Annotated in this window: 18 protein-coding genes and 3 pseudogenes; 7 read left to right on the top strand and 14 right to left on the bottom strand. The window is 74.3% G+C overall.

Going from position 1 to position 22,552, the window contains the following annotated elements; genetic code table 11:
• Window positions 1-21: 21 nt before the first annotated feature.
• From BS73_RS29555 to BS73_RS29545, 3 genes are all read right to left on the bottom strand, one after another.
• On the bottom strand, window positions 22-450 hold the full coding sequence (locus BS73_RS29555; RefSeq protein WP_051941097.1) for a MarR family winged helix-turn-helix transcriptional regulator: 429 nt from the start codon (window positions 448-450) through the stop codon (window positions 22-24).
• Between the two features lie 58 nt (window positions 451-508).
• Window positions 509-979, bottom strand: a complete 471-nt coding sequence (locus tag BS73_RS29550) for a nitroreductase/quinone reductase family protein (protein WP_235215578.1) — start codon at window positions 977-979, stop codon at window positions 509-511.
• A 113-nt stretch (window positions 980-1,092) separates the two neighbouring features.
• Entirely contained in the window at window positions 1,093-1,968 is an 876-nt protein-coding gene (locus BS73_RS29545) for a TetR/AcrR family transcriptional regulator (RefSeq protein WP_037577546.1), read from the bottom strand.
• 89 nt (window positions 1,969-2,057) lie between these two features.
• Here BS73_RS29545 and BS73_RS29540 point away from each other — a divergent pair, with 89 nt between their 5' ends.
• Window positions 2,058-2,918, top strand: a complete 861-nt coding sequence (locus BS73_RS29540; protein ID WP_037577545.1) for an SDR family oxidoreductase — start codon at window positions 2,058-2,060, stop codon at window positions 2,916-2,918.
• A 115-nt stretch (window positions 2,919-3,033) separates the two neighbouring features.
• Window positions 3,034-3,108: a 50S ribosomal protein bL37 gene (locus BS73_RS41040; protein ID WP_407675152.1), complete on the top strand. Its 75-nt coding sequence runs from the start codon at window positions 3,034-3,036 to the stop codon at window positions 3,106-3,108.
• A gap of 56 nt (window positions 3,109-3,164) precedes the next feature.
• On the opposite strand, the gene BS73_RS29535 is transcribed toward BS73_RS41040, so the two are convergent.
• The 4 genes from BS73_RS29535 to aceB form a co-directional block, all read right to left on the bottom strand.
• Window positions 3,165-5,636, bottom strand: coding sequence for an RICIN domain-containing protein (locus BS73_RS29535; protein WP_051941095.1), 2,472 nt, complete (start codon window positions 5,634-5,636; stop codon window positions 3,165-3,167).
• Between the two features lie 148 nt (window positions 5,637-5,784).
• Window positions 5,785-6,654, bottom strand: a complete 870-nt coding sequence (locus tag BS73_RS29530; RefSeq protein ID WP_037577543.1) for a maleylpyruvate isomerase family mycothiol-dependent enzyme — start codon at window positions 6,652-6,654, stop codon at window positions 5,785-5,787.
• The gene (locus BS73_RS38435; RefSeq protein WP_161789716.1) at window positions 6,651-6,818 is read right to left on the bottom strand and encodes a hypothetical protein; all 168 of its coding nucleotides are present in this window, start codon (window positions 6,816-6,818) and stop codon (window positions 6,651-6,653) included. The genes BS73_RS29530 and BS73_RS38435 overlap by 4 nt, the downstream gene beginning before the upstream one ends.
• A gap of 129 nt (window positions 6,819-6,947) precedes the next feature.
• A complete protein-coding gene (gene aceB, locus BS73_RS29525; protein ID WP_037577541.1) occupies window positions 6,948-8,582 on the bottom strand; it encodes a malate synthase A in 1,635 nt (544 codons plus the stop codon).
• A gap of 148 nt (window positions 8,583-8,730) precedes the next feature.
• Here aceB and BS73_RS29520 point away from each other — a divergent pair, with 148 nt between their 5' ends.
• Window positions 8,731-9,513 (top strand): IclR family transcriptional regulator, encoded by a 783-nt coding sequence (locus BS73_RS29520; protein ID WP_037577539.1) that lies wholly within the window; start codon window positions 8,731-8,733, stop codon window positions 9,511-9,513.
• 227 nt (window positions 9,514-9,740) lie between these two features.
• On the opposite strand, the pseudogene BS73_RS29515 reads toward BS73_RS29520, so the two are convergent.
• A pseudogene (locus BS73_RS29515) lies at window positions 9,741-10,329 on the bottom strand (nucleotidyltransferase family protein).
• Between the two features lie 151 nt (window positions 10,330-10,480).
• Here BS73_RS29515 and BS73_RS29510 point away from each other — a divergent pair.
• The 4 genes and pseudogenes from BS73_RS29510 (at window position 10,481) to BS73_RS29495 (ending at window position 14,882) form a co-directional block, all read left to right on the top strand.
• Window positions 10,481-11,437, top strand: coding sequence for a hypothetical protein (locus BS73_RS29510; protein WP_051941093.1), 957 nt, complete (start codon window positions 10,481-10,483; stop codon window positions 11,435-11,437).
• 417 nt (window positions 11,438-11,854) lie between these two features.
• Window positions 11,855-12,559, top strand: a pseudogene (locus tag BS73_RS29505) (hypothetical protein); the annotation flags it as partial.
• Window positions 12,560-12,713: 154 nt separating this feature from the next.
• A complete protein-coding gene (locus BS73_RS29500) occupies window positions 12,714-13,577 on the top strand; it encodes a (2Fe-2S)-binding protein (protein ID WP_051941088.1) in 864 nt (287 codons plus the stop codon).
• Between the two features lie 192 nt (window positions 13,578-13,769).
• Window positions 13,770-14,882 (top strand): DUF2637 domain-containing protein, encoded by a 1,113-nt coding sequence (locus BS73_RS29495; protein WP_037577535.1) that lies wholly within the window; start codon window positions 13,770-13,772, stop codon window positions 14,880-14,882.
• A 434-nt stretch (window positions 14,883-15,316) separates the two neighbouring features.
• Here BS73_RS29495 and BS73_RS29490 read toward each other — a convergent pair whose 3' ends face one another.
• From BS73_RS29490 to BS73_RS40035, 6 genes and pseudogenes are all read right to left on the bottom strand, one after another.
• Window positions 15,317-16,243 carry a PfkB family carbohydrate kinase gene (locus BS73_RS29490; protein WP_037577533.1) on the bottom strand — a complete coding sequence of 309 codons (927 nt, stop codon included), beginning with the start codon at window positions 16,241-16,243 and terminating at the stop codon, window positions 15,317-15,319.
• Window positions 16,240-17,727, bottom strand: coding sequence for a purine-cytosine permease family protein (locus BS73_RS29485; protein WP_051941086.1), 1,488 nt, complete (start codon window positions 17,725-17,727; stop codon window positions 16,240-16,242). Before BS73_RS29485 ends, BS73_RS29490 begins: the two co-directional genes overlap by 4 nt.
• A gap of 32 nt (window positions 17,728-17,759) precedes the next feature.
• A complete protein-coding gene (locus tag BS73_RS29480; protein WP_037577531.1) occupies window positions 17,760-18,821 on the bottom strand; it encodes an ADP-ribosylglycohydrolase family protein in 1,062 nt (353 codons plus the stop codon).
• Window positions 18,822-18,879: 58 nt separating this feature from the next.
• Window positions 18,880-19,623, bottom strand: coding sequence for a GntR family transcriptional regulator (locus BS73_RS29475; RefSeq protein ID WP_051941085.1), 744 nt, complete (start codon window positions 19,621-19,623; stop codon window positions 18,880-18,882).
• Window positions 19,624-19,776: 153 nt separating this feature from the next.
• Complete coding sequence (locus BS73_RS29470) at window positions 19,777-21,750, bottom strand: ATP-binding SpoIIE family protein phosphatase (RefSeq protein WP_084704438.1); 1,974 nt, start codon at window positions 21,748-21,750, stop codon at window positions 19,777-19,779.
• Window positions 21,648-21,953, bottom strand: a pseudogene (locus BS73_RS40035) (PAS domain-containing protein); the annotation flags it as partial. The pseudogene BS73_RS40035 and the gene BS73_RS29470, both read right to left, overlap by 103 nt.
• Window positions 21,954-22,552 lie beyond the last annotated feature (599 nt).

The raw sequence follows: 22,552 nt of genomic DNA, 5'->3' as shown, positions 1-22,552 counted from the left end.
GTACCGCGGGTCGCCGCCGGCCTACAACTTCTCCAGCAGCGCCCGCAGTTGGCGCACCTCCGCCGCCTCGAGCGCGGCGAACTCGGACTCCAGGGCGGTGCGGACCGGCTCCTCGCAGCGCTCGACCAGCCGCCGCCCCGCCTCGCTGAGCCGGTGGCGGTGGATGCGGCCGGGCCCGGCGTCCCGCTCCACCAGGCCGGACTCGACCAGCCTGCGCAGCAGCGCACCGATCGACTGGTCGGTCTGGTACGTCCGCACGGCGAGTTCGTGCGCCGAGGCGCCCTTGGCCTCCTCCACCGCGAGCAGCACCACGTACTGGGACATGGACGTGCCCAGCGGGGCGAGCGCGAGGTCGATCGTCCGGTGCATCCGCTGGTGCACGGGACGCAGCAGCGCACCGGCCCGCCAGGCGTCGCCGTCCCGGACCCGGCGTCCGTTGGTACGAGTCATGACATGAGGGTAACCAGCGGGTCCGGCGCGCTTGCCAGGGTGGCCTAAGTAAGGTTCCTTAGGTATGGTTCTCCGGTGCCGGGGTCAGCCGGATGACCGGCACCTCGCGGTCGGTCTTCCGCTGGTACTCGGCGTACCTCGGGAACCTCTCCACCAGCCGCGCCCAGGCCTCCGCCCGCCGCTCGCCGTGCAGCTGCTCCGGTATGACGCGCAGCCTGCGGTGCTTGAACTCGGCCCACACCTGGTCCGGATGGGCGGCGATGTTGTGGAACCAGGCGGGGTTGTGGCGGGAGCCGGCCGCGGAGGCGACCACCAGCCAGGCGTCCTCCCCGTCCGCCGTCCAGGCGACCGGATTCTCCCTGCGCCGACCGGACTTGGCGCCGATGGTGGTCAGGATCACCAGATCCATCCCCATCAGCTTGTATCCGGTCCGCCGGTGCCAGCGGACCATCGAACCCTTCAGCGCCCGGACCCCCGGCCCGGTCGAACCCCGGCCGCCCCGGGTGCCCTTCGGAGTCTCGAAAGACATCAGCTCCCCCTCCCCCGGCGATGCTCCTGCCACCTCCGGAACCAGGCCAACGACGCTACTCCGGCCGGGAAGCGGCGGCGAGCACCTGCGAGGTCAAGACGCCTGACGGGCGGTCAGGACGACGGCGCGCCCGCGCCCGCGTCCCCGGCCAGGCGCGCCAGCCACTCGCGCAGCAGCCGCAGCTCGGCGTCGCTCAGGACGCCGGGGGCGCGGCTGGCTGTGACGCCGCCGCCTGCGACGCCGCCGGGGGCGCGGCCGGCGGGGGCGCGGCCGGCGGGGAAGGCCGCATCGTCGTCGCCGGAGGGCGCGCGGTCGCCGGAGCGCGCGCCGTCGCCGGAAAGCGAGTCATCGCCGGAGAGCGCCGCGCGCAGCGCGCGAGCCGCCGCCGCCACGCCCGACTCCGCGGCCGGCAGCGCCGGCTCGGCCCGGGTCACGGCCGCGACCATGGACTCCCGCAGGACGGTCAGCAGCGCCGGATCGCGGAGGTCCGCGGGGGTCGCGTGCCAGGTGGTGACCGCGCCCTGGCCGGTCGCCTGGATGATCTGGGCGGCCAGCTCCTCGCTCACCCGCAGCCACCCGCCGGCCGCCAGCCGGCGCACCCGGCCGTGGAGGATCTCCAGGCCGGCGCGGTGCGCCGCGTCCGATCCGCGGCCGGCGGCCCGGTTCATCACCGCGAACAGCTCCGGGCGGGCGACCCCGAACCCGACCACCAGGTCCCAGCCGCGGCGCAGCTCCTCCACCGGATCCTCGGGCGCGGGATCCAGCTGCGCGCGCTTGCTCTCCAGGAACTGCGCGTAGCCGTGCTCGGCGACGGCCTCCAGAAGCCCTTCCTTGTCCCCGAAGAGGCGGTAGATCGCGGGCGGCTGCATCCCCGCGGCCGCGGCGACGGCGCGGGTGCTCACCGCCTCGGGGCCGCCCTTCTCCAGCAGCTCCACGGCGGCCTCGACGATGCGGCGGCGGGGGCTGTCGGCGGTTTCGCGGGGAGTCATGGAACCGATGGTATCGGAGATTTGCTTCCATCGATATTTCCGGTGTTATCGTGGAGATGATTCCACTGGAAACAGCATCGGGAGAACCCATGATCATCGTGACCGGAGCCACCGGAAAGCTCGGCCGCCGCATCGTCGAACGCCTTCTGCTGCGCGTCCCCGCCGACCGCGTCGGCGTCAGCGTCCGCGACCCCCGCAAGGCCCAGGCCCTCGCCGACCGCGGCGTCCGCGTCCGGCAGGGCAGCTTCGACGACCCCGCCTCGCTCGCCCACTCCTTCGCGGACGCCGAGCAGCTGCTCCTCGTCTCCCTGGACCGCACCGGCGCGGAGTGCGTCGACGGCCACCGCGCCGCCATCGACGCCGCCGTACGGGCCGGGGCAGGCCGCATCCTCTACACCAGCCAGATGGGCGCCGCCCACGACGCCCACTTCCAGGCCTGCCGCGACCACGCCGAGACCGAGGATCTGCTGCGCGCCACCGGCCTGCCCTGGACCGCGCTGCGCAACGGCTTCTACGCCGCCAGCGCCCTGCAGTTCCTGGAGGCCGCCCGGCACACCGGGGACATAGCCCTCCCCGCCGACGGCCCCGTCGCCTGGACCGGCCACGACGACCTCGCCGAGGCCACCGCGGCGATCCTGGCCGGAGAGGCCCGCTTCGAGGGACCGACCCCGCCGCTCACCGCACCGGCGGCGCTGGACTTCGAGGCCGTCGCCGAGCTCGCGTCCCAGGCCACCGGGCGCCCCTTCACCCGCACCGTCGTCGCCGACGAGGCCTTCCGCGAGCAGGCGCTGGCGCACGGCGCCCCGGCCCCGATCGCCGACCTGATGCTGAGCATCTTCGTCGCGGCCCGGAACGGCGAGTTCACCGCTGTCGACCCCACCCTGGCCCGGCTGATCGGCCGGGAGCCGGCCTCCTTCCGCAGTGAGCTGGAGCGCGCCTGGGCCGCATAGCCAGAGGCATGACCAAAGGCATAGCGAGAGGCAAGACCAGTGGCGCGGAGACACCCCCGGGCGGCGGCCCGCAGCACATCTGGGCAAGCCCGCCCCCGCGGCGCATGATGGCTCCATGTCGAAGCGGACACGCAAGCGCAAGTGGCGCCGGCGGAAGGCGAACCACGGCAAGCGCCCGGTCTGCCGCTGAGGGGGAAGTACGGCGGACCGGGCGCTCGGGGAGCGGCGCGGATCACACAGGCGGCGTCAGCCCGTGCTCACCAGCTGCCACTGCTGGTTGGCGCCGCCGTTCTGCGGCCACTCGATCACCTTGGCGCCGTCCGAGGTGGACTGGCCGTTGACGTCCACCATCATCCCAGTGGCCCGGTTCTCGAGGGTGGCGTAGCCGGACCCCGAGGGCACGATCCGCCACTCGGCGGCCGGCCCCGAACCGGTGGAGACGTCCAGCTGGGTGCCCTCGTTCGGATTGGCGGACGGGACCTCAAGCGGCTTGCCGCTCTGCACGCCGACCAGCCGGTAGTAGCCGTCGCCGACCGCGGTGACCTGCCACTGCTGGTTCGCCCCTGAGTTGTCCGTCCACTGGTCGACCGGTGAGCCGTCGGCGGTGTTCTGGTTCGCCACGTCGAGCACCTTGCCGCTGTTCCGGTTCACCAGCTTGTAGGTGCCGGACCAGGCCGGCTGTCCGGCCCCGGGCGTGATGCTCAGCCGGCTGAACTCGCCCTGGACGTAGCCGGAGGTCCCGATCCCGACCTGCCCCGACTCGTACGAGGAGTCGGTGACCGAGGCCACCTTCGCCCCGTCGATCGAGGCGGTGATCGCGTCCCCGGCGAAGGCCAGCGAGAGCCGGTGCCAGCCGTCGCCCGCCGCCGCGGCATCCGTGCCGGAGGCCAGCGTGGTGACGGTGTGCGAGGTGGTGTTCTTCAGCACCGACCACGAGCCGTCGTGCGCCAGCTGAAGGTAGTAGGCGTCGATCCCGGCCGGGCTGAAGCCCTGCTGCTCGCCGACCCGCCCGAGCAACTGCACGGCCCCGCTCGTCTGCGTCAGCCGGGTGTCCACCGACACGGTGTAGTCGGTCCACCCGAGGTCGCCCAGCGTGGAGTACGGGTCCGAGGCGCCGTCCCAGGTGACCGGCAGCTGAGTGTCCATCTGCCGCAGGCAGTCGCCGCTGCGGCCGCCGTCGCACTTCACCGACTCGAAGGCGCCCTGCTGGTCGCTGAGCAGCCGGGCCTGCCGGCCCACCGGCACCTCGGCGAAGCTGTCCGCGTACGGGAGCTTCATCGTGCCGCGTGCGGGCGAGGCGGCCGTCCCGGCGCCGCCGCCGGTCTCGGTCGTGACCGTGTAGACGTGGTCGGGCTGAAGGGTGAGGGTGTACGTCCCGTCCGAGCCGGCCGTCAGGTCCGGCTGCCGCACCATGTAGTCGCTCTGGCTGTTGGAGCCGAAGTCGCTCGCCCACACGTGCAGCCGGCCGCCGGGCAGCCCGCCAGAGACCTTGAACGTGGCGGTCTGCGCGGCCGTCGCGTCCAGCGTCTCCAGCACCGTGGACCAGTTCCGCCTGTCCGGCGAGCGGTAGCTGACGTAGCTGCCGTTGGCGCGGTCGCCGCCGAGGTAGCCGCTGCCGCTGTCCAGGTACTGCCAGCCCGGCTCGGTGAACTGGGTGGTCTGCGCGGCGGACCAGAGCGACTTGCCCACCGTGTAGTTGCCGGACCAGGGCTGGGTCGCGGTCATCAGCCCCATGGTGTTGTACGGGAGGTTGGGGTAGATCGCGGCGATCAGCGGCCAGTTGATGTACGCCGACATCTTGGCGTCCAGGTAGCCGCGGTTGATCGCCCGGGCCATCGGCGCCCCGCCGGTGTTCAGGTCCTCCGAGCCGTTCTCGCTCGCCCACAGCTGCTTGCCGGTGGCCAGCGCGTCCGGGGTGGTGGAGCAGCTGGTCATCGCGGACATGTAGTTGCACGGGTAGTGGGTGCCGACGATGTCGATGGAGTTCTTGAACGCCGGGTCGGCCTGCATGGCCGTGGCCACGTCCCAGCCGGAGTCGGCGCCGACCACCTGGGTGTGGGTGAAGCCGTGTGCCGGCAGCGCGGAGTGCAGCTGCTCGTAGAAGGACTTGTCGTAGCCGCGCTCGTTCCAGCCGCCGAGGTAGTCGATGTTCAGGCCGTGGTGGCGGGCGCAACCCAGCCAGCCCATCAGGTAGTTCACCCCGGTGGTGGTGAAGAAGTCGTCGCCCTTGCCCTCACTGGTCCAGCCGGGGGCGCCCCAGGCCAGGCCGTACAGCTTGATGTGCGGGTTGCGCAGCTTCGCCTGCTCCATCAGCCACCACTCGTAGCCGGTGTCGCAGTTCACGCTGCCCTGGGTGTGCTGATAGCTGGACTCGGAGCCGTCCGTGGAGTTGGTGTCGCCGCCGATCTCGACCTTCAGGATCTGCAGCGCGGCGCCGTAGCCGGGCTTGAAGAGGTAGTCGAGGATCTGGCTGCGCTGCGGCTCCGGATAGTCGATCAGCAGGCGGGAGTTGCCGCCGCCACCGCTGATCGCCCCGATCCCGTCGAAGATCCGGGCCGCGGAGCCGCCGTCGACATTCACCGCCGTACTGGTAGTCCCACTCGTGGTCGCGGAAACGGCCCGCGCGGGCGACTGCTGCGCCCAGAAGGCCCCGAGGACCAGCGCGAGAACGGCGGCCAGCGCCGCCAGGGTTCTGGTGTTGCGAACGGCGTCCCGCATGAGGGTGCCACCCTTCGTCTCGGCGGAGCGACAAACCCGAACTCAAACAACCAGAACGCGACAGTAAAGATCCGATGACGGTGCGTCAAGGTTCTGCGCAGATGCAACTTCCGGGTATGACAGTCAAGTTGGCCACTCGCGGCCCTCGTCAGTAGACGATGGACACGAGCCGGCAGACGGCTTCGGCCAGGTGGTGGTCTCCGCATACGTGGGCGCGGGCCAGGGTCTCGGTGGGGTGGAGGAGTCGGGTGGCCGCCCGCCAGGCGGTCTCGGCGTCCAGGCGGAGGACGGCCGTCGGGGGGCCGCTGCGGGTGGACGGCTGGGCGAGTGTCCATCTCTGTACGCCGGCGGACTCGGTCGCGGTCGCCGTCCAGGTGCCGCCGGCGGGGCCCTCGACGATCACGCGGACCTGGGTGCCGGGGGGCGCCTCGGTACCGCGCAGGGTATGCGGCAGGGCCCGGAGGAAGGTGTCGAGGACCGTCGCCAGGGCGCGCGGCTCCGGGTCGGTGGGGTGGCCGACGGCGTGGCGGATCTGCTGCCGGTGGGTCCAGTGCTCGGTGAACTCCCTGGCGATGTCGAGCCACGCCGGTGCCGGGTCGGCCCCGGCCCATGACACTCCCAGGGCGTCGGCGTACAGGTCTGCCGCGGCGAACCGGCGGCTGAGCCGGGTGCCCGCGTCCGCCAGGGCTTCGACGAGCGAGGCGGGGCTGTCCCCAGCGTGCAGTTCGACCCATTCCTGGTTCGTGCGGTGGATGAACGCCGCGATCGTCTCGCCGTCGGCGGGTCCGCCCCGATGGTCGCAGCCGAGGCGGCCGCGGAAGTCGCCGAGGAGGTGGGCGACGACGTCGTGCACCGTCCAGATGCCGGTCGCCGGCCTGTGCCAGTCGGCGGGCTCCAATCCCCGCAGGATGCTGAGCAGCGAGCCGAGTTCCGTGCCGAAGAGCGGCCGCGCGTCGATCGGGTCGCCCAGCCAGGCAGCAGCAGAGGGGGCGTCAGGTTCGCCCGGCTCGCCGGTCATCCGCGTGACCGCAGGCGGGCCAGGACCGCCACCAGGCCGCTGCCGCCGGCGCCGTACAGCGTCGGCTTGATGCCGCAGCCGAGCAGCGCAGCGGCCGCGCACCAGAGGATCGCGCCCCGCTCGCCCTTGTCCGACCCCGATCCCGGCTCCGACCCCGACGCCATCACGAGCCCCCCTCTCGGCCAGTGCGCGATCGTGCGATCGTGCCATATCCGAGACGGCCCGCGCCCGTGCGCGTTTCTGCGCCGGGGGCGGGCCGGGGGGTCCCGGTGGGTGGAGTGACGCGCGAGCGGCTACAGCAGCTCGTAGCCGGGGAGGGTGAGGAAGTCCTGGAATTCGGGGCTCAGGGCGACCTCCAGGAAGAGGTCGCGGGCCTCGGCCCAGCGGCCCTTCTCGAAGGCGGAGTCGCCGAGTTCCTCGCGCAGGTGGGTCAGTTCCTCGCCGGCCAGTCGGCGGACCAGCTCCGCGGTCACCTTCTCGCCGGTGTCGAGGACCACGCCGTTGTTGACCCACTGCCAGATCTGCGAGCGGGAGATCTCGGCCGTGGCCGCGTCCTCCATCAGGTTGAAGATGGCGACCGCGCCGTGGCCGCGCAGCCAGGCCTCGATGTAGCGGAGGCCGACCGCGACCGCGTTGTGGAGGCCGGCCTCGGTGCGGCCGCCCTCGGTGGCGGCGACGTCCAGCAGCTGGTCCGCCGTCACCACCTCGTCCGGGAGCGGGCGGTCCTTCTGGTTCGGCCGGTCGCCGAGCACCGCGTCGAAGGACTCGCGGCAGACCGGCACCAGGTCCGGGTGCGCCACCCAGGAGCCGTCGAAGCCGCCGCCGGCCTCCCGGTCCTTGTCCTGCTTGACCTTGGCCAGGGCGGCCTTGTTGACCTCGGGGTCGCGGCGGGACGGGATGAACGCGGCCATCCCGCCGATCGCGTGGGCGCCGCGCTTGTGGCAGGTCTGGACGAGGAGGGTGGTGTAGGCGCGCATGAACGGGGAGGTCATCCCGACCGAGTTGCGGTCCGGCAGGACGAACTTCTCCCCCGCGTCCCGGAAGTTCTTGATCACCGAGAAGAGGTAGTCCCAGCGCCCGGCGTTGAGTCCCGCCATGTGGTCGCGGAGCTCGTAGAGGATCTCCTCCATCTCGAATGCCGCGGTGATCGTCTCGATCAGCACGGTGGCCCGGACGGTCCCCTGCGGGATGCCCAGCGCGTCCTGCGCGTGGACGAAGACGTCGTTCCAGAGCCGGGCCTCCAGATGGCTCTCCATCTTCGGCAGGTAGAAGTACGGGCCGGAGTTGGGGTCGTCCGCCTGCCGGGCGCCGCGGGCGAGCAGCCGCTCGGCGTTGTGGAAGAAGTAGAGGCCGAAGTCGAAGAGGGCGCCTGCCACCGGCTGGCCGTCGACCAGCAGGTGGCGCTCCACCAGGTGCCAGCCGCGCGGCCGGACCACCACGGTGGCCAGCTCGGCGTCCGGCTTGAGCTTGTACTCCTTGCCCTCGGGCGAGGTGAAGTCGATCCGCCGCTCGAAGGCGTCCATCAGGTTCGCCTGGCCGGCGACGGCGTTCTCCCAGGTGGGCGAGGAGGCGTCCTCGAAGTCGGCGAGCCACACCCGGGCACCGGAGTTGAGGGCGTTGATGGTCATCTTGCGGTCGGTCGGGCCGGTGATCTCGACCCTGCGGTCGAGCAGCGCGCGCGGCGCCTCGGCGACCCGCCAGGACGGGTCCGCCCGGATCTCGGCCGTCTCCGGGAGGAAGTCCAGCCGGCCGGTGCGGGCGATCTCCTCGCGCTTCTCCCCGCGCTTGGCGAGGAGCTCGCGGCGGCGTGCCTCGAAGGCCCGGTGCAGCCCGGCGACGAAGGCCAGCGCCTCGGTGGTGAGCACCTCCCCGGCGCGCTCGACCTGCGGTCCGGCGAGGGTGACGACCGGAGAATGTGCTTCAGCCATGGTCAACGCTCCTGGATCTTCGAACGGGCGGGCAATCTGCAGGGTACTTCTGTAGGGTGGAGGCTAGTTTCCGCGATACAGAATTTCAACGTTTTGTTGAGGTCGGCGCCGGACGGCGGCCGTCTCTCAGCGTCCCCGAGGAGGAGACGTGGCAAGCGAGAGCCCCAGCGGCGGCGGGGTGCAGTCCGTCGAGCGCGCGCTCCAGCTCCTCGAGGTACTCGCCGACGCCGACGGCACCGGCACCCTCACCGACCTGGCGGACGCCTCCGGTCTGCCCATGCCCACCATCCACCGGCTCATCCGCACTCTCGCGCAGAACGGCTACGTCCGCCAGGACGAGCACCGGCGGTACTCCCTCGGCCCCCGGCTGATCCGCCTCGGCGAGAGCGCGGGCCGGCTGCTCGGCAGCTGGGCCCGGCCCTACCTGGCCGAACTGATGGAGGCCACCGGCGAGACGGCGAACCTCGCGGTGCTGGAGGCGGGCGAGGTGGTCTACGTCGGCCAGGTGCCCTCCCGGCACTCCATGCGGATGTTCACCGAGGTCGGCCGCCGGGTCTCGCCGCACTGCACCGCGGTGGGCAAGGTGCTCCTCGCGCAGCTGCCGCCGGCCGCCGCGGCGGCGGTGGTCGGGAGCGCCGAGCTGCCCGCGCACACGGCGTACACGGTCACCCAACCCACCGAGCTGCTGGGGCAGTTGGACACCGCCCGGCTGGCCGGCTACGCCGTGGACGACCAGGAGCAGGAGATCGGCGTGCGCTGCATCGCGGTGAACGTGCCGGATGCGCCGACGCCGACGGCGATCTCCATCTCCGGCCCCGAGGCGCGCATCCGCACGCTCGAGGAGCGGGCGGAGAGCGCGCCGGACGCGCTGATCCCCACGATGCGGGACATCGCGGCGCGACTGGGCAAGGCCCTGACGGCAAGCGAGTAACCGCCCGGTCGCTCCGCCCGCCCGCCCCGAAGGGCGGGAGGCGGCACATCAGGGGCGCGCGGTTCTCCGCGCCCCTTGAGCCGCTCCGCGACTTCGCGGGCCGGCGAAGCGGGGGCGGGGGCCGGGGCGGGGCCCCAGGCGCGCTCCGAAGCGGGATCCGGGGCGGGGTCCGGAACGGGCTCCGGGACGGAGCGCGCCCCGGGAGACGAGACGGCAGCCCCGGGAGATCAGTCGCCGAGCCACGCGCGCCACGCCTCGGGAGTGTCGACGTCCTCACCGGAGGCGATATCGCCGCATTCCACCAGCGCCAACTCGGCCGCCCGCTCGGCCAGATACCCGCGCGCCCCCGCGTCCCCCGCGCGACCCGCGCGATCCCGTCCCAGTGCTCGCGCGCGAACAGGACCGGGTGCCCCCGCCTCCCCCCGTACGCCGCCGCCGCCAGCCCCGCGCCCCCTCGCGGTACGCCGCCACCAGCCGCCGTACCGCCTCGGCGGTCACCCCCGGCATATCGACCAGCGAGACGACCACGGCGTCCGCGTCGCCGGGCAGCGCCGCCAGCCCGATGCGCAGCGAGGAGCCCATTCCTGACGCCCAGTCAGGGTTGCGGACGACGCCCACCCCCGGGCGCAGCTCCGCCTCGCCCGCGCCCAGCACGGCCACCACCGGCGCACACCCCCCGTCCGCCAGTACCCCCGCCGCATGCTCGACCAGCAGGCCGCCCCGGTAGGGCAACAGGGCCTTCGGCCGGCCCCCCATCCGCCGCCCGGCTCCGGCCGCCAGTACCAGTCCCGCGACTCCGTTCACGTGCGCGAGCATCCCACACCCGCGACCGCCCCTCACCTTTGGCCGGGCAGCGGCCGGGCAGTCGCCCGCACGGGCGCAGAGAAGCCTTCCCAAGCCGTCCCCAAGCGCCGCCGGATCGGGGACGATGGACCCAGCAGACTCAGCGAACGGACGGTACGTCAACATGCCCGGTACGCCGACCCCGCAGCCCTCGCAGCCGGACAGCGCGGCGCCCAGAGTGGTGCGCTGCCCCAGCTGCCGCCGTGAGCACGCCTACGAACCGCCCGCCCTGCCGTGCCCCTGCGGCGCCGCGTTGCGGGTGCCGCTGCTCCGTGGCGGGGTGCCGGTGCTGGTCCGCTTCCGCTCCTGGGAGGACTCCTGGCTGAACATGCGCTGCCCGCGCTGCGGACGCTCCGAGCAGTGGCCGCAGCCGGAGTTCACCTGCGGCTGCGGCTCGGTGGTCCGCCTCCCGGTGGACACCGCCCGGCCGTTCGAGCCGCCCACGGAGCCGGCCGGCCCGCCCGGCGCGCCGCAGACCGGCTCGCTCCCCCCGGCTCCGCTGCCCACCCGCGACCTGCGCAACCCCGCCGGGCCGACGCCCGCCCAGCGCCGCGCGGGCGCCTCGGACCGCCCCGGCTCCTCGGACCGCCCGGGCTCCTCGGACCGCCCCGGAGCCGACCCGGCCCGCGAGCACGGTCCGGACCGCGGCCGCGAGCGCGAGCGGGAGCACGCCGAGCAGTCGCCCGGCTCCCGCAGCCCCTTCCTCCCGCACCCGGTGCGCACCTCCGAGGACGCCGTCCTCGCCGCCGCCCGCTATCTGGAGTGGCTCGGCTTCGGCGACCTCGAGGTCTCGGACTCCCAGGACCGGGACGGGGTCTGCCTCCTCGGCAGCCGGATCGTCGCCCAGGTCGACACCTGGACCGAACCGGCCGACCTGCGGGCGGTGGAGTGCGTCTGGCTGAACACCCTCCACTCGGACGAACTGGCCCCGGCGATGTTCACGCTGGCCGGCTACTCCCGCGAGGCCCTCAACCGGGCGGACCAACTCCTCGTCGCCCTTTTCGAGTTGGACCTCGCGGGGATGCCGCAGCCGGTCAACGGTCCGGCCCGGCGCCTGATCGCCGGCGGCAGCACGTCCTGACCGCCGCCGGGACCCCCCGGCCGCCGGGCCGGAGATCGACCAACTCCGGCCGACGTCTGGCGTGGCGTACGCCACACGTGTTGGAATGCCATCCATCCGGTGGCGCATCCCAGGACCGCAGCAGCGAGCCGACCGGAGCCCTGACTGACACCGCGCACATGGAGGTGGCGTTGTCGGACCAGCAGGCAGTCTCGTCCGGCGCGACCGGGGCGACCGGCCCGGCCGAGTCGCAGTGGGCCGCGAGGAGGCGGTCGGTACCGCACGGGGCTCCGCCGCCGCCCCCGCCCCCTCGGCGGCGCGGGCCGGGCACCCCGCGGCCGACCGGCGACGACCGGCGCCGCCAACGGCGCGGCCGGTGCGGCCGGAGCGGCCGGCGCGGCCGGCGCGCTCGGCGCCGAAGCCCCCGGCGAGCAGCTCCTCTGGCGCCTCCGCTCCCGCGGCTGCTGGAGCGAGGCCGCCTGGCTGCTGGAGCCCGCCGCCGAGACCGACCCGGACTCCGCACTGGTCCGGGCCGCCCTGCTGATCGAGGAGTGCCTCTTCACCGCGGAGGGCTGGTCCGCCGCCGAGGCCGCCCTGCGGCAGGCCGAGGCGTTGGCCCGGTCCGACCACGAGCGGGCGGCCGCCGCCTGCGAGCGCGGCTACCTCGCCTACTGCTCCACCCTCCTCGGCGAGCACGACCGGCTGGACGAGGCGCAGGCTGCGCTCGGCCGGGCGTCCGCCCTCCTCCCGCCGGACGACGGGCTGCGGGTGTGGGTGCACTTCCGGCGCGGCCTCGTCGCGGAGAACCTGGTGAAGGACCGCGCCGCGGCCCGCTCGGCGTACCTCCGCGCCCACGCGGGCGCCGAGCAGCAGGACGACCCGCTGCTGCGCTCCTACACCTGGCGGCATCTGGCCGGCCTCGCCCAGTCGGACGGCAACCTGGCCGGGGCGCGGCACGGCTTCGCCGAGTCCCTGCGGCTGCGCGAGGAGATCGGCTACTCGATCGGCATCGCCCCCGCGCTGGTCTCACTGGCCGAGGTCTCCCCTGCGGCGGAGGCGGCCATTCTCCGCGCCCAGGCGCAGCGCCTGGTACGGGCGTTCGGCGGGGTGCCGGTCTGGCTAGAGCGGGCGCTGGAGGGCTGAGCGGCGCGTCGTCCAGGGGCGGAGCGGGGCGGTGTCAGCTAAGGTAAGGCTTCCCTGCCTTTCCTCCTGCCTTTCCTGACATGACATCGCCCCGGGGCGCGCGCCCGCGCGCCGCGTACCGCGCCCGCCCCACGGTCCGAACAGGCTCCGCTCCATGCTCCCCAGCACCACCCTGACCGGCACCCTCACCGGCGGCGCCCTCACCGGCGGCACCCCGGCGCCCACCGGGCACCCTCTCCTGGCCTCCGCGTACGCCCAGCTCGGCAGCGCCTACCCGGACCTGCGGGTGACCCTCGCGCCCGGCGGCGGCCCGGCGGCCCCCGTCGACCCCCGTGCCGAGATCGCCGCCGAGGAGGCCCGCGGCCGGGCCGCGTACGGCGAGGAGCTCCGCCCGGACGTCGCCGCCGGTTTCGCGCTCCACCGCCGGCTGTGGCCGACCGCCCTCCTCTTCACCGTCCCCTGGCTGCTGGCCGAGGGGGCGCCACTGCCGCTGCTGACGCCCCGCCAGGTGCACTTCGACGCCCGGGAGTACGCGATCACCGTCGACCCGGCCGGCCTCCGGGTGCTGCCCGGCGCCGGGCCCGCCGCGGTGCGGCACGCGCTGGCCGCGCATCTCTGGCCGCTACTGCGCGCCTTCCGGCCGTTCGTCCGGCGCGGGCCGCGGATGCTGTGGGGGCTGGCCACCGACGACATCGTGGAAGGACTCTGGTACATCGGCAGCCGGCTGGGCCGGGAGGCCGAGGCCCGGCGGGCGCTCGACGCCCTCTTCCCGGGCGGCACCCCGCCGTTCACCGGCGCGGCCGGCTTCGCGGCTTCCGCCCGCCCGGGCGCTTGCGCGGGCGCGGACGCAAGCGCGGGCGCGGACGCAAGCGGGGGCGCCGGCGCGGACGCGGGCGCGGGAGTGGATCCCGGGTCGGGCGGGGTGGACGCGCGCGCCCGCACCCGGGTGAGTTGCTGCCTCTATTACACGGTCTCCGGCGCCGAACTCTGCGCGACCTGCCCGCGCCGAGGGCATTGAATCGTACGGTGAAGCGACAATCCGAACGGCCTTACGCAGACGCTTATATGACTTTCCAATTAGTCTCTTGCCACTTCTCACGCGTCCCGGTCCGTCCCCGCTAAAACGCCATTCTTTTCCCGTCGCTTGGGCCAGTATGGGTGCCGCGTCCAGGCGGACGCTCGCACCGAGAGCGAGGCTGGTGGCACGTCGATGAGTTTGACCGATTCAACGCTGGGGTGGGGCGTCGCCGGTGCCGCGGCACTGGTGGTCCTCTCCGTACTGATCGCGCTGCTGCGGCCGCGCCGGGAGTCCGGGGAGGACTCCTGGGAACGCAGCGAGGAGCGGCGCAGAAAGAAGGAGGTCGTCTATGGGACGGCGTCCTACGTACTGCTGTTCTGCTGCGCGGCGGTCGCGGCGGCGCTCTCCTTTCACGGACTGGTCGGTTTCGGGATCCAGAACCTGGGGCTGAGCGGCGGCTGGGAGTATCTGGTGCCGTTCGGCCTGGACGGCGCCGCGATGTTCTGCTCGGTGCTCGCCGTGCGCGAGGCCAGCCACGGCGACGCGGCGATGGGGTCGCGCTGCCTGGTGTGGCTCTTCGCCGCCGCCTCCGCGTGGTTCAACTGGGTGCACGCGCCCCGTGGGATCGACCACAACGGGGCCCCGCAGTTCTTCGCCGGGATGTCCCTCTCCGCGGCGGTCCTCTTCGACCGCGCGCTGAAGCAGACCCGCCGGGCGGCACTGCGCGAGCAGGGCCTGGTACCGCGGCCGCTGCCGCAGATCCGGATCGTGCGCTGGGTCCGGGCGCCCAGGGAGACCTACGCCGCCTGGTCCCTGATGCTGCTGGAGGGCGTGCGCTCGCTGGACGAGGCGGTCGACGAGGTGCGCGAGGACAAGCGCGAGCGGGTGCTCAACCGCGAGCGCCAGCGCGCGGAGGTGCGCAGGGAGCGCGCGGAGATCAAGGCGATCAGCCGTCAGGGCGGCGGCCGGTTCGGCCGGGGGCAGTCCGGCGCGGCGGCACTGACCAGTGGCTCCGAGGCGGACGGAACGGTCGTCAGCGGGCACACGCCGAACGCGTTCGGCGCGGAGCGCGAGCCCGCGACCGCGGAGTCCGCCATAGCCTCCGAGGCGCTGTCGGCCGAGGGCGACTCGCGGGACAAGCGCCGGGCGGCGCGGCGGCGCCCCGCGCTGGTGCCCCCGCTGAAGGCCTCGGGGCCCAGCCGTGACGGCCTCTTCGACCTCACCGCCGAGGACGACACCCAGGCGCTGCCCCGCCTGGACGAACTGGAGCGCAAGCTCAAGGGCCTGGAGCAGCTCTACGGCTGACCCCGCCCCCGGCCGGGCGGCCCCACCGCAGCCCTGACGAATCGTCACTGCAGGCCATGCCCGCCCCCGCGCCCCCGGATCCCCGCCCCACCGGCCACGATCCGGGGGCGCGGCCGTACCCCGAGCGGGGCCCCGGGGACGGCCTGCCCCCACCGGCCACCGCCCTCGTTCACCTCCGTCCGCCGCCCGCGGCGTCCCCCGCCACAGCCGACCCTGGCGAGCGGGCGGCCTGGGCGGCCGGCCGTTTGAGCGGCAGGCACCCTGGCCGGTCCCCGCGGCTGGCCCCGCCCATCCGAGGCGCAGCACCAGCTTCCACGCCCCGACCACTCCACCGGACGGACCAACCGCCCGCCGCCCCGCCGGGCCGCCGGACCGCCCGACCGACCTACGCGGTCGTCCCCGCCCCCGCCCCGCGCAGCCGCACAGCGCCCCGCTCAGCCCGTCGCCCAGCGTGCCGCCATGAAGGCGTCCAGTTCGGCGGGCGTCGGGGCGGTCGCCGGGCCGGGGCGGGTGACGGCGTAGGCGGCGGCCGCGTTGGCTCGCGCGGCGGCGACCGCCGGGGGCTGGCCGGCGGCGAGGCCGGCCAGGAAGGTGCCGACGTGGGCGTCCCCGGCTCCGTTCGGGTCCACCGCCTCCACCGGCACCGCCGGCACATGGAGGGCCCGTTCCTCCCCGGGGGCGCGCACCCAGCAGCCGTCCGCGTCCGCGCGCAGCACCGTCCCGCCCTTGAGACGCCGGCCGTGCTCGCCGCCGTCGACGCCCAGCAGTTCCGCCTCCCTCCGGTTGAGGCTCAGCCAGTCGCAGCGGCCCAGCACCAGGTCGAGCAGCTCTCCCCGCACGCCGCCCGCCATCGGCCCGGGGTCGAAACTCAGCACCACCTCCTCCGGCAGCCGCCTGACCAGCCACTCCAGCGCCTCCGCGGTCCCCTCCCCGGCGAGCTGGTAGCCCGAGAGCTGGACGAGGTCGCCCGGCCGCAGCCGCTCCCGCAGCGCTCCGGCGTCCGCCACCGACAACCGGCCCTCCGCGCCGCTCGCGGTGACGAAGGTGCGCTCCCCGCGCTCGACCAGGGCGACGCAGAACCCGGTGTCCCGCCCCTCGACCGCCGGCAGCAGTGTGCCGATCCCCTCCGCCGCCAGCCCCGCCCGGACCCGGTCGCCGAACGGACCGGTGCCGTGCGCCCCGGCGTACACGGCCCGAAGTCCCTGCCGCCGGGCGGCGGTCAGCACGTTGAAGCCGCCGCCGGGGGTGAACTCGGCGTCCTCGGCGAAGAGGTCGCCGCCGCGCTCGGGCAGCCGGGGCACCCGCATCACCAGGTCCACCAGCACCCCGCCGGCCAGGTACAGCACGGGTCCGCCGGTCATGCCGCCACCTCCTCGACGGCTTCGCTCTCCGCCCTCTCCGGGAACAGCCTCCGCAGCAGCAGGTAGAGCGCGGCCGAGACGACGAAGGTGACCGCCCAGCCCAGCCCGCTGCTCCCCAGCCAGGAGTGCGAGAACGGCCCGGAGAACCACACGTCGGTGTCGCTGGTCTTCACCTCGGTGAGCAGCAGTCCGACCACGATCCCGACCGCCCAGGCGCCCACCGCCCGCCAGTTGACGCCGCCCTGATACCAGTAGCGGCCGCCGGGCCGGGTGTCCATCAGCGCCTTCGGGTCGTACCGCCGGCCGATCACCAGGTCGGCGCCGAAGACGGCGACCCAGGCGGTGATCGGCACCGCCAGCACGGTGAGGAAGGTGGTGAACGGGCCGTAGAAGCTGCCCGCGATCAGCATGAAGTAGATCCCGCCGGCCAGCGTGATCACCACGTCGATGCCGACCGCGACCGTCCGCCTGGCCCGGATGCCGAGGGTCACCAGCGTCAACCCGGCCGAGTAGACCGAGAGATGGTTGGAGAGCAGCAGCCCGCCGAAGGCCGCGATCAGGTACGGCACCGCCATCCAGCCCGGCAGCATGGCGTGGATCGCCGCCACCGGGTCGGCCGCGGTCGCCAGCGTCGGATCGCCCGCGGTGAGCAGCGCGCCCAGCGAGATCAGCAGCACCAGCGGGATCCCGGCGCCGGCCGCCGAGGCGACCACCAGACGCCCGCCGGGGATCCGCCGGGGCAGGTAACGGGCGTAGTCCGCACCGGCGTTGGCCCAGCCGATGCCGGTGCCGGCGGCGATCACGCCGACCCCGCCGATCATCCCGGCGACCGAGCCGGTGCCCGAGTGGAGCACCTTGTGCCAGTCCACGGTGGCCACCAGGAAGCCCATCACCACCAGGTTGAGGACGCCGAAGACATAGGTCGCCCAGCGGTTGATCCACATGATGGTGGCGTGCCCGAGGCCGCTGATCAGCAGGGTGCAGCCGATGAAGACCAGCAGGCAGACGACGGTGAGCGGGGTGTTCTGGTGCCAGCCGAAGGCCGCCGCGAGCAGCGCGAGCAGCGCGTACGCCGCGGTGGTGGTGTTGATGGTCTCCCAGCCCACCCGGCTGAACCAGGTGATCAGCGTCGGGCCGAGGTTGCCGCGGGTGCCGAAGACCGCGCGGGAGAGGGTCATCGCCGGGGCGCCACCGCGCTTGCCGGCGATGCTCAACCCGCCGACCAGGGCGAAGGAACCGGCCGATCCGATCGCCGCGACCACCGCCGCCTGCCAGAAGTTCAGGGCGTGGAAGGCCACCAGGGTCGCCCCCAGCGGCAGCCCGAGGATGCTGATGTTGGCCGCGAACCAGGTCCAGAACATCTGCCGGGCGCGGCCGTGCCGCTCCCCGTCCGGTACGGGCTCGATGCCGCGGGTCTCCACCGCGCCGACGCGGTCGGCGGGGACCTCCTGCGGCAGCTCCGGCTGCGGTGCCGAACTCACCATTGAGTCGCTCACTTCTGCCTCCTGAGGGGGTTTCAGTCTCTGCCGACAGCGTCGGCGACACCGACCGCGCGGCCGTCCCGCGCGCGCAGCGCGAGCAGCCGGTCGGTGAGGGGGACGAGGCCGAGGCCGGGATTGGCTCGGTCCAGGGTGTCGACCGCCGCCTGCGGCACGGCCGGCAGTCCGGCGATGGCGCCCGCGATCGCGCAGGCCATCGCGCCGATGGTGTCGCAGTCCCCGCCCAGATTGGCCGCGACCAGGCCGCACCGCCACGGGTCCGGGCCGGCCAGCGCCAGCACCGCGAAGGCGGCGGGCACCGACTCCTGCCCGGCCACACTGGTCCCGATCAGTTCGCTGATCAGGTCCACCGCCCGGTCCTCGGGGACACCGTCCACGAGGCGGCGGGCCCATCCGATGCGGGCGGCGATGTCGGCGCCGGCCACCCAGTGCCCGCGACCGGCACCCTCCCGAGCGGCGGCCACCGCGGCCTCGAAGGCCCCCTCGACTCCGGCGCCGGAGACGCCCGCACTGACCGCGGACGCCACCGCGGAGGCCCCCGCGATGCCGAGCCCGGTGGCGTGGGTGACCTGGCAGGACTCGGCGACCCTGTCGACGAAGCCGGCCACCCCGAGCTCCCGGTACGAGAAGGCGATGCCGACCGGGGTGACCCGCATCGCGGCGCCGTTGGTGGTGCCGCTCTTGGCCGCCTCCTCGATCGGCACTCCTGCGGCCACCGCGCTCAGCGCCGCCTTGGTGGAGGGGCCGAGGAGGTCGAAGGACCCGCGCGCCTTCATCTCCGCCTCCCAGGCGAGGAGCGCGTCGGCCAGCAGGTGCGGGTCGATGCGGCCCCCGCCGTCCGCCAGCAGCCTCCCGAGGAGTACCGCCTGCTCGGTGTCGTCGGTGACGCTGCCGGCCGGGAGCCCGGCGGCGACCGGGTTGTCGGCGGGGCCCGGCTCGAAGCCGGCGACCCGGCCGAAGCGGGCGGTGATCGACGCCCGGGACATGATCTGGGTGGGCATCCCCAGGGCGTCGCCCAGGGCGAGCCCGTAGAAGGCGCCCAGAGCGCGCTCCCGCCCGGCGGTCTGACGTTCCGTCATCTCAACTCGCAGTTCTCGCGGTTCTCATGGTTCTCGAAGGTCTCGCGGCACATGGTCCTCACGTCTGCGGGACATCGCCGAACTCCAGCTCAAGGCGGAAGTGGTCCGGCGCCAGCCAGCTGGTGACGTGCTCGACCAGACGCCCGGCCGAGTCCCGCCCGGTCCGGTCGACCCGCAGGAAGACCTCGCCCGGCTCGCGGCCCAGCTCGCGCGCCTGCCGGTCGGGCAGCGGGGCCACCGAGGCCACCTGCCGCCCGCCCGCCTCGAAGAGGCCGGCGGCGGTCAGGGTGCGCTGGAGCGAGTCGCCGACCAGCCCGTCGCGCACCGCCTCGGCCAGCTCGGGGACCATCCGGCTGCGGCTGAGCTCCAGGGAGACCCCGGTGCCGTCGGGCAGCGAGCGCACCCGGTCCAGGTGGAGGAACTCGGTGTCGGCGGGCATCCCCAGCTGCTCGGCCAGCCCCCGGTCCGGGCCCGCGGACAGCCGCAGTACGCGGGTGCGCAGCTCGATCCCGCGCCGGGCGAAGGCCGCCGCCCAGCCCTGCCGGTCGTCCAGGGGGGCGCCGTCGAAGGTGACCACCGAGCCGATGCCGGCCCGGGTGGCGATCAGCCCCTCCTCGCTGAGGGCGCGGAGGGCCTGGCGGACGGTCCCGCGGCTGACCGAGAACCGCTCGGTGAGGGCGTGCTCACCCGGCAGCCGGGCGCCGGCGGGGAGTCTGCCCGAGCGGATCTCCTCCGCGAGCGCCCGCGCGATGCGCTGGTGCTTGGCGGCGAGGGCCGAGGCGGCGGGATCGACAGTGGTCATGAAGGCACTGTAGGCCCACCTGTACAGACCTGTCCATACCTGTCCGGCCCTGTACAGCCGGAGCAGCCGGACAACAGGCGGAGAGGAGACGGCCAACAGGCGGAGAGCAGGCGGGACCGCCTCGGGGAGCGGGGAGCCCCCCACGGAGCGACCTCAGTCCCCCGCCGTCGCCCCCGCCGGGGCGACCAGCTCGAACCACATCCGCTTGCCGACCCCGCGCGGATCCACGCCCCAGTCGTCGGCCAGCGCCTCGACCAGCAGCAGCCCCCGCCCGGACGAGGCCTGCTCCCCCGGCGTACGGCGCTTGGGCCACTGGTCCGACTCGTCCTCCACCTCGACCCGCAGCCGGACCGGGACCGGCAGCGCGGACCCGGCCGCACCGTCGCCGTCGGCCGTGCAGCCGTACAGCCGAGCGGTCAGCAGGGCGTCCCGGTCCGTGTGCACCAACGCGTTCGTCAGGAGCTCGCTGGCCAGCAGCTCGGCCGAGTCGGCCAGCTCGCCGACGCCCCATCGCCGTACCGCGTCCACCAGTTCGGCCCGGACGGCGGCGATCCGGGCCAGGTCGGCCTGGGCGACCCGGCGGCGCAGCATCCGGCGCGGGCGTCCGTCCGAGGGGCCGTCCCAGCGGAACAGCAGCAGCGCGATGTCGTCGTCCTGGGAGTGCGCCTGGCCGACTCCGAGCACCCGGTCGGCCAGCGCCTCCAGCCCCTCCCGGCCGGGCTCGCCGCGCTGGGCGCCGCCGGTGGCCTCGGCGCCGTGCTCGGCCAGCACCGACCTCAACTGCTCCATTCCGCGGTCGAGTTCGACGGTGCGCGATTCGACCAGGCCGTCCGTGCAGAGCGCCAGCAGCTCGCCCGGGTCGAGGGTGAAGCGGGTGACCGGGTACTCCTCCTCGGGCGCCACGCCCAGCGGGAGGCCGCCGGCCACCGGCTGGATCGCGCAGCTGCCGTCGGCCCGCCGCACCACCGGGTCGAGGTGGCCGGCCCGGACCGCGTAGACGGCCCCGAAGTCGATGTTCACCTCCAGGTAGGTGCAGGTGGCGAAGTAGCCGGTGTCCAGGTCGGCGAGGAAGCGGGAGGCGCGGGCCATCACCGCCGCCGGCGGGTGGCCCTCCGCGGCGTACGCCCGCATGGCGATCCGCAGCTGGCCCATCACTCCGGCCGCCGCCACGTCGTGCCCCTGGACGTCGCCGATGACCAGGCCGACATGGCCGCCGGGCAGCGGCACCACGTCGTACCAGTCGCCGCCGATCTGCAGGCCGGAGCCGGCCGGCAGGTAGCGGACGGCGGTGGAGACCCCCGGCGTGGGCGGGACCCGCCTGGGCAGCAGCACCCGCTGGAGCCCGGCCGCCAGCTCGTGCTCGGCGTCGTGCAGCCGGGCCCGGGCGAGGGACTGGGCGACCATCCCGCCCAGCGTGGTGAGGAGGGTGCGGTCCTCGGCGTCCAGCTCGCGGTCGTCGTCGAAGCTGATCACGCAGACGCCGATGGCCCGCCCGCTGGCCACCAGCGGCAGATAGGCCCAGGCGTTGCGCGGCGAACCGGCCCGCCCCGGCGCCTCGTCGGCCGGACCCTCCCCGGAGAGCATGGCCCAGGCGGCCGGGAAGCGTTCCGCGTAGTCGGCCCGCGAGGGGATGAAGACCGGCGCCCGGCTGCGCACGGCGAGCGCGGCGGGGCTGTCCGCGGGCGGCTCGGCGCGGGCCTCCCGGCGGCGCCCCCGGCCTCGGGCGCGCCGCTCAGGTGGATCGGCAGCCGCAGGTACGGCCGGAGCACCGCCTCGTCGTAGCCGCTGGAGTCGAGGAGGGTGAGCCGGCCGCCGTCGACGGTGAAGAGGAGCATGCCGTCCGGCGGGATCCCGGGCAGCGGGAGCTCGGTGAAGACCCGCGCCACATCGGGGACGGTGACCGCCTCGGAGAGCCGGCGGGCGGCCTCCTTGACGAAGCGGGTGCGCTCCTCGCGGAGCCGGGCCAGCTGGTCGTCCCGGTCCCGCTTGTGGAGCTCGGCGGTGGCGTCCCAGACGAAGCCGACCATCCGGGAGGGCCGGCCGTCGGGGTCGGCGAGCACCCGGCCGCGGAAGCGGACCGCGCGCAGCGCCCCGTCGCGGGTGACGGTGCGGTAGTACGCGCCGCACTGGCCGAGGTCGAGCACCGCGCGGGCGACCCGGCGGCGGACCACGGCGGCGTCGTCGGGATGGAGGAGCGAGAGGAAGGCGGTGGAGCTGCGGTCGCTCTGCTCGTCGGGGTCGAGGCCGAGGATGTGGAACGTCCGGAGGTCGCCGTCCAGCCGGTCACGGCGGATGTCCCAGTCGAAGGCGCCGATGCCGTTGGCCGCCATGGCGGGTCCGAGCCAGGCGGCGGAGCCGTCCTGGCCCTCCGGGGTCGGGGCGGCCGACGGGTCGGGCTGGCATCCTTCGGCGGGCAGCGGCGGCGCGGGCGGACGGAAGCGCCTGCGCCGGGCGCGCTGCTGCGGCGGATCGGGTTGGATCGCCATGGTTCTCCTGCCGCGTGCGCGCTTTCCTGTTCCAGATTCGGTCTCGGGTCCCAGGCGTCAGAACCGACTGTCCAGTCGGTCCTCACATCCTACGTTCCGGTCATCCTGTCGGATGATCCGTCGAGGGGCAATCCACTCCCCCGACCAATCCCCTGCCCGCTCGCGGAGATCAACTCCCTTGCCGGAGAGGGATTCCCGCAGAAGCGTGCAGGTGTCCGAAAGATGACGAGCAGGCTTCGCGGCGGCCCCTGATGAGTAGCCCCGATTGCCGTTCGCGCACGCTCCGCGACCGCGCCCGTGAGGAGAGCGCCGGTCCCGCGAACAGCGCGTGAAAAGGCGTGGCTGCGGCCCCACGCGCCTCCCCAAGACGGATCCAGCCACGGTACGTTACGCAGCACACCGGACTTCCGACGTCCCGTCAGCGAGTGGTCTCGGCGCTCCGG

The sequence above is a fragment of the Phaeacidiphilus oryzae TH49 genome (genome assembly GCF_000744815.1).
In the GTDB taxonomy this organism is placed as follows: Bacteria; Actinomycetota; Actinomycetes; order Streptomycetales; family Streptomycetaceae; genus Phaeacidiphilus; species Phaeacidiphilus oryzae.
The sequence above is the reverse complement of the archived record's forward strand: the minus strand, read 5'-3'. Positions and strand labels throughout refer to the sequence as shown.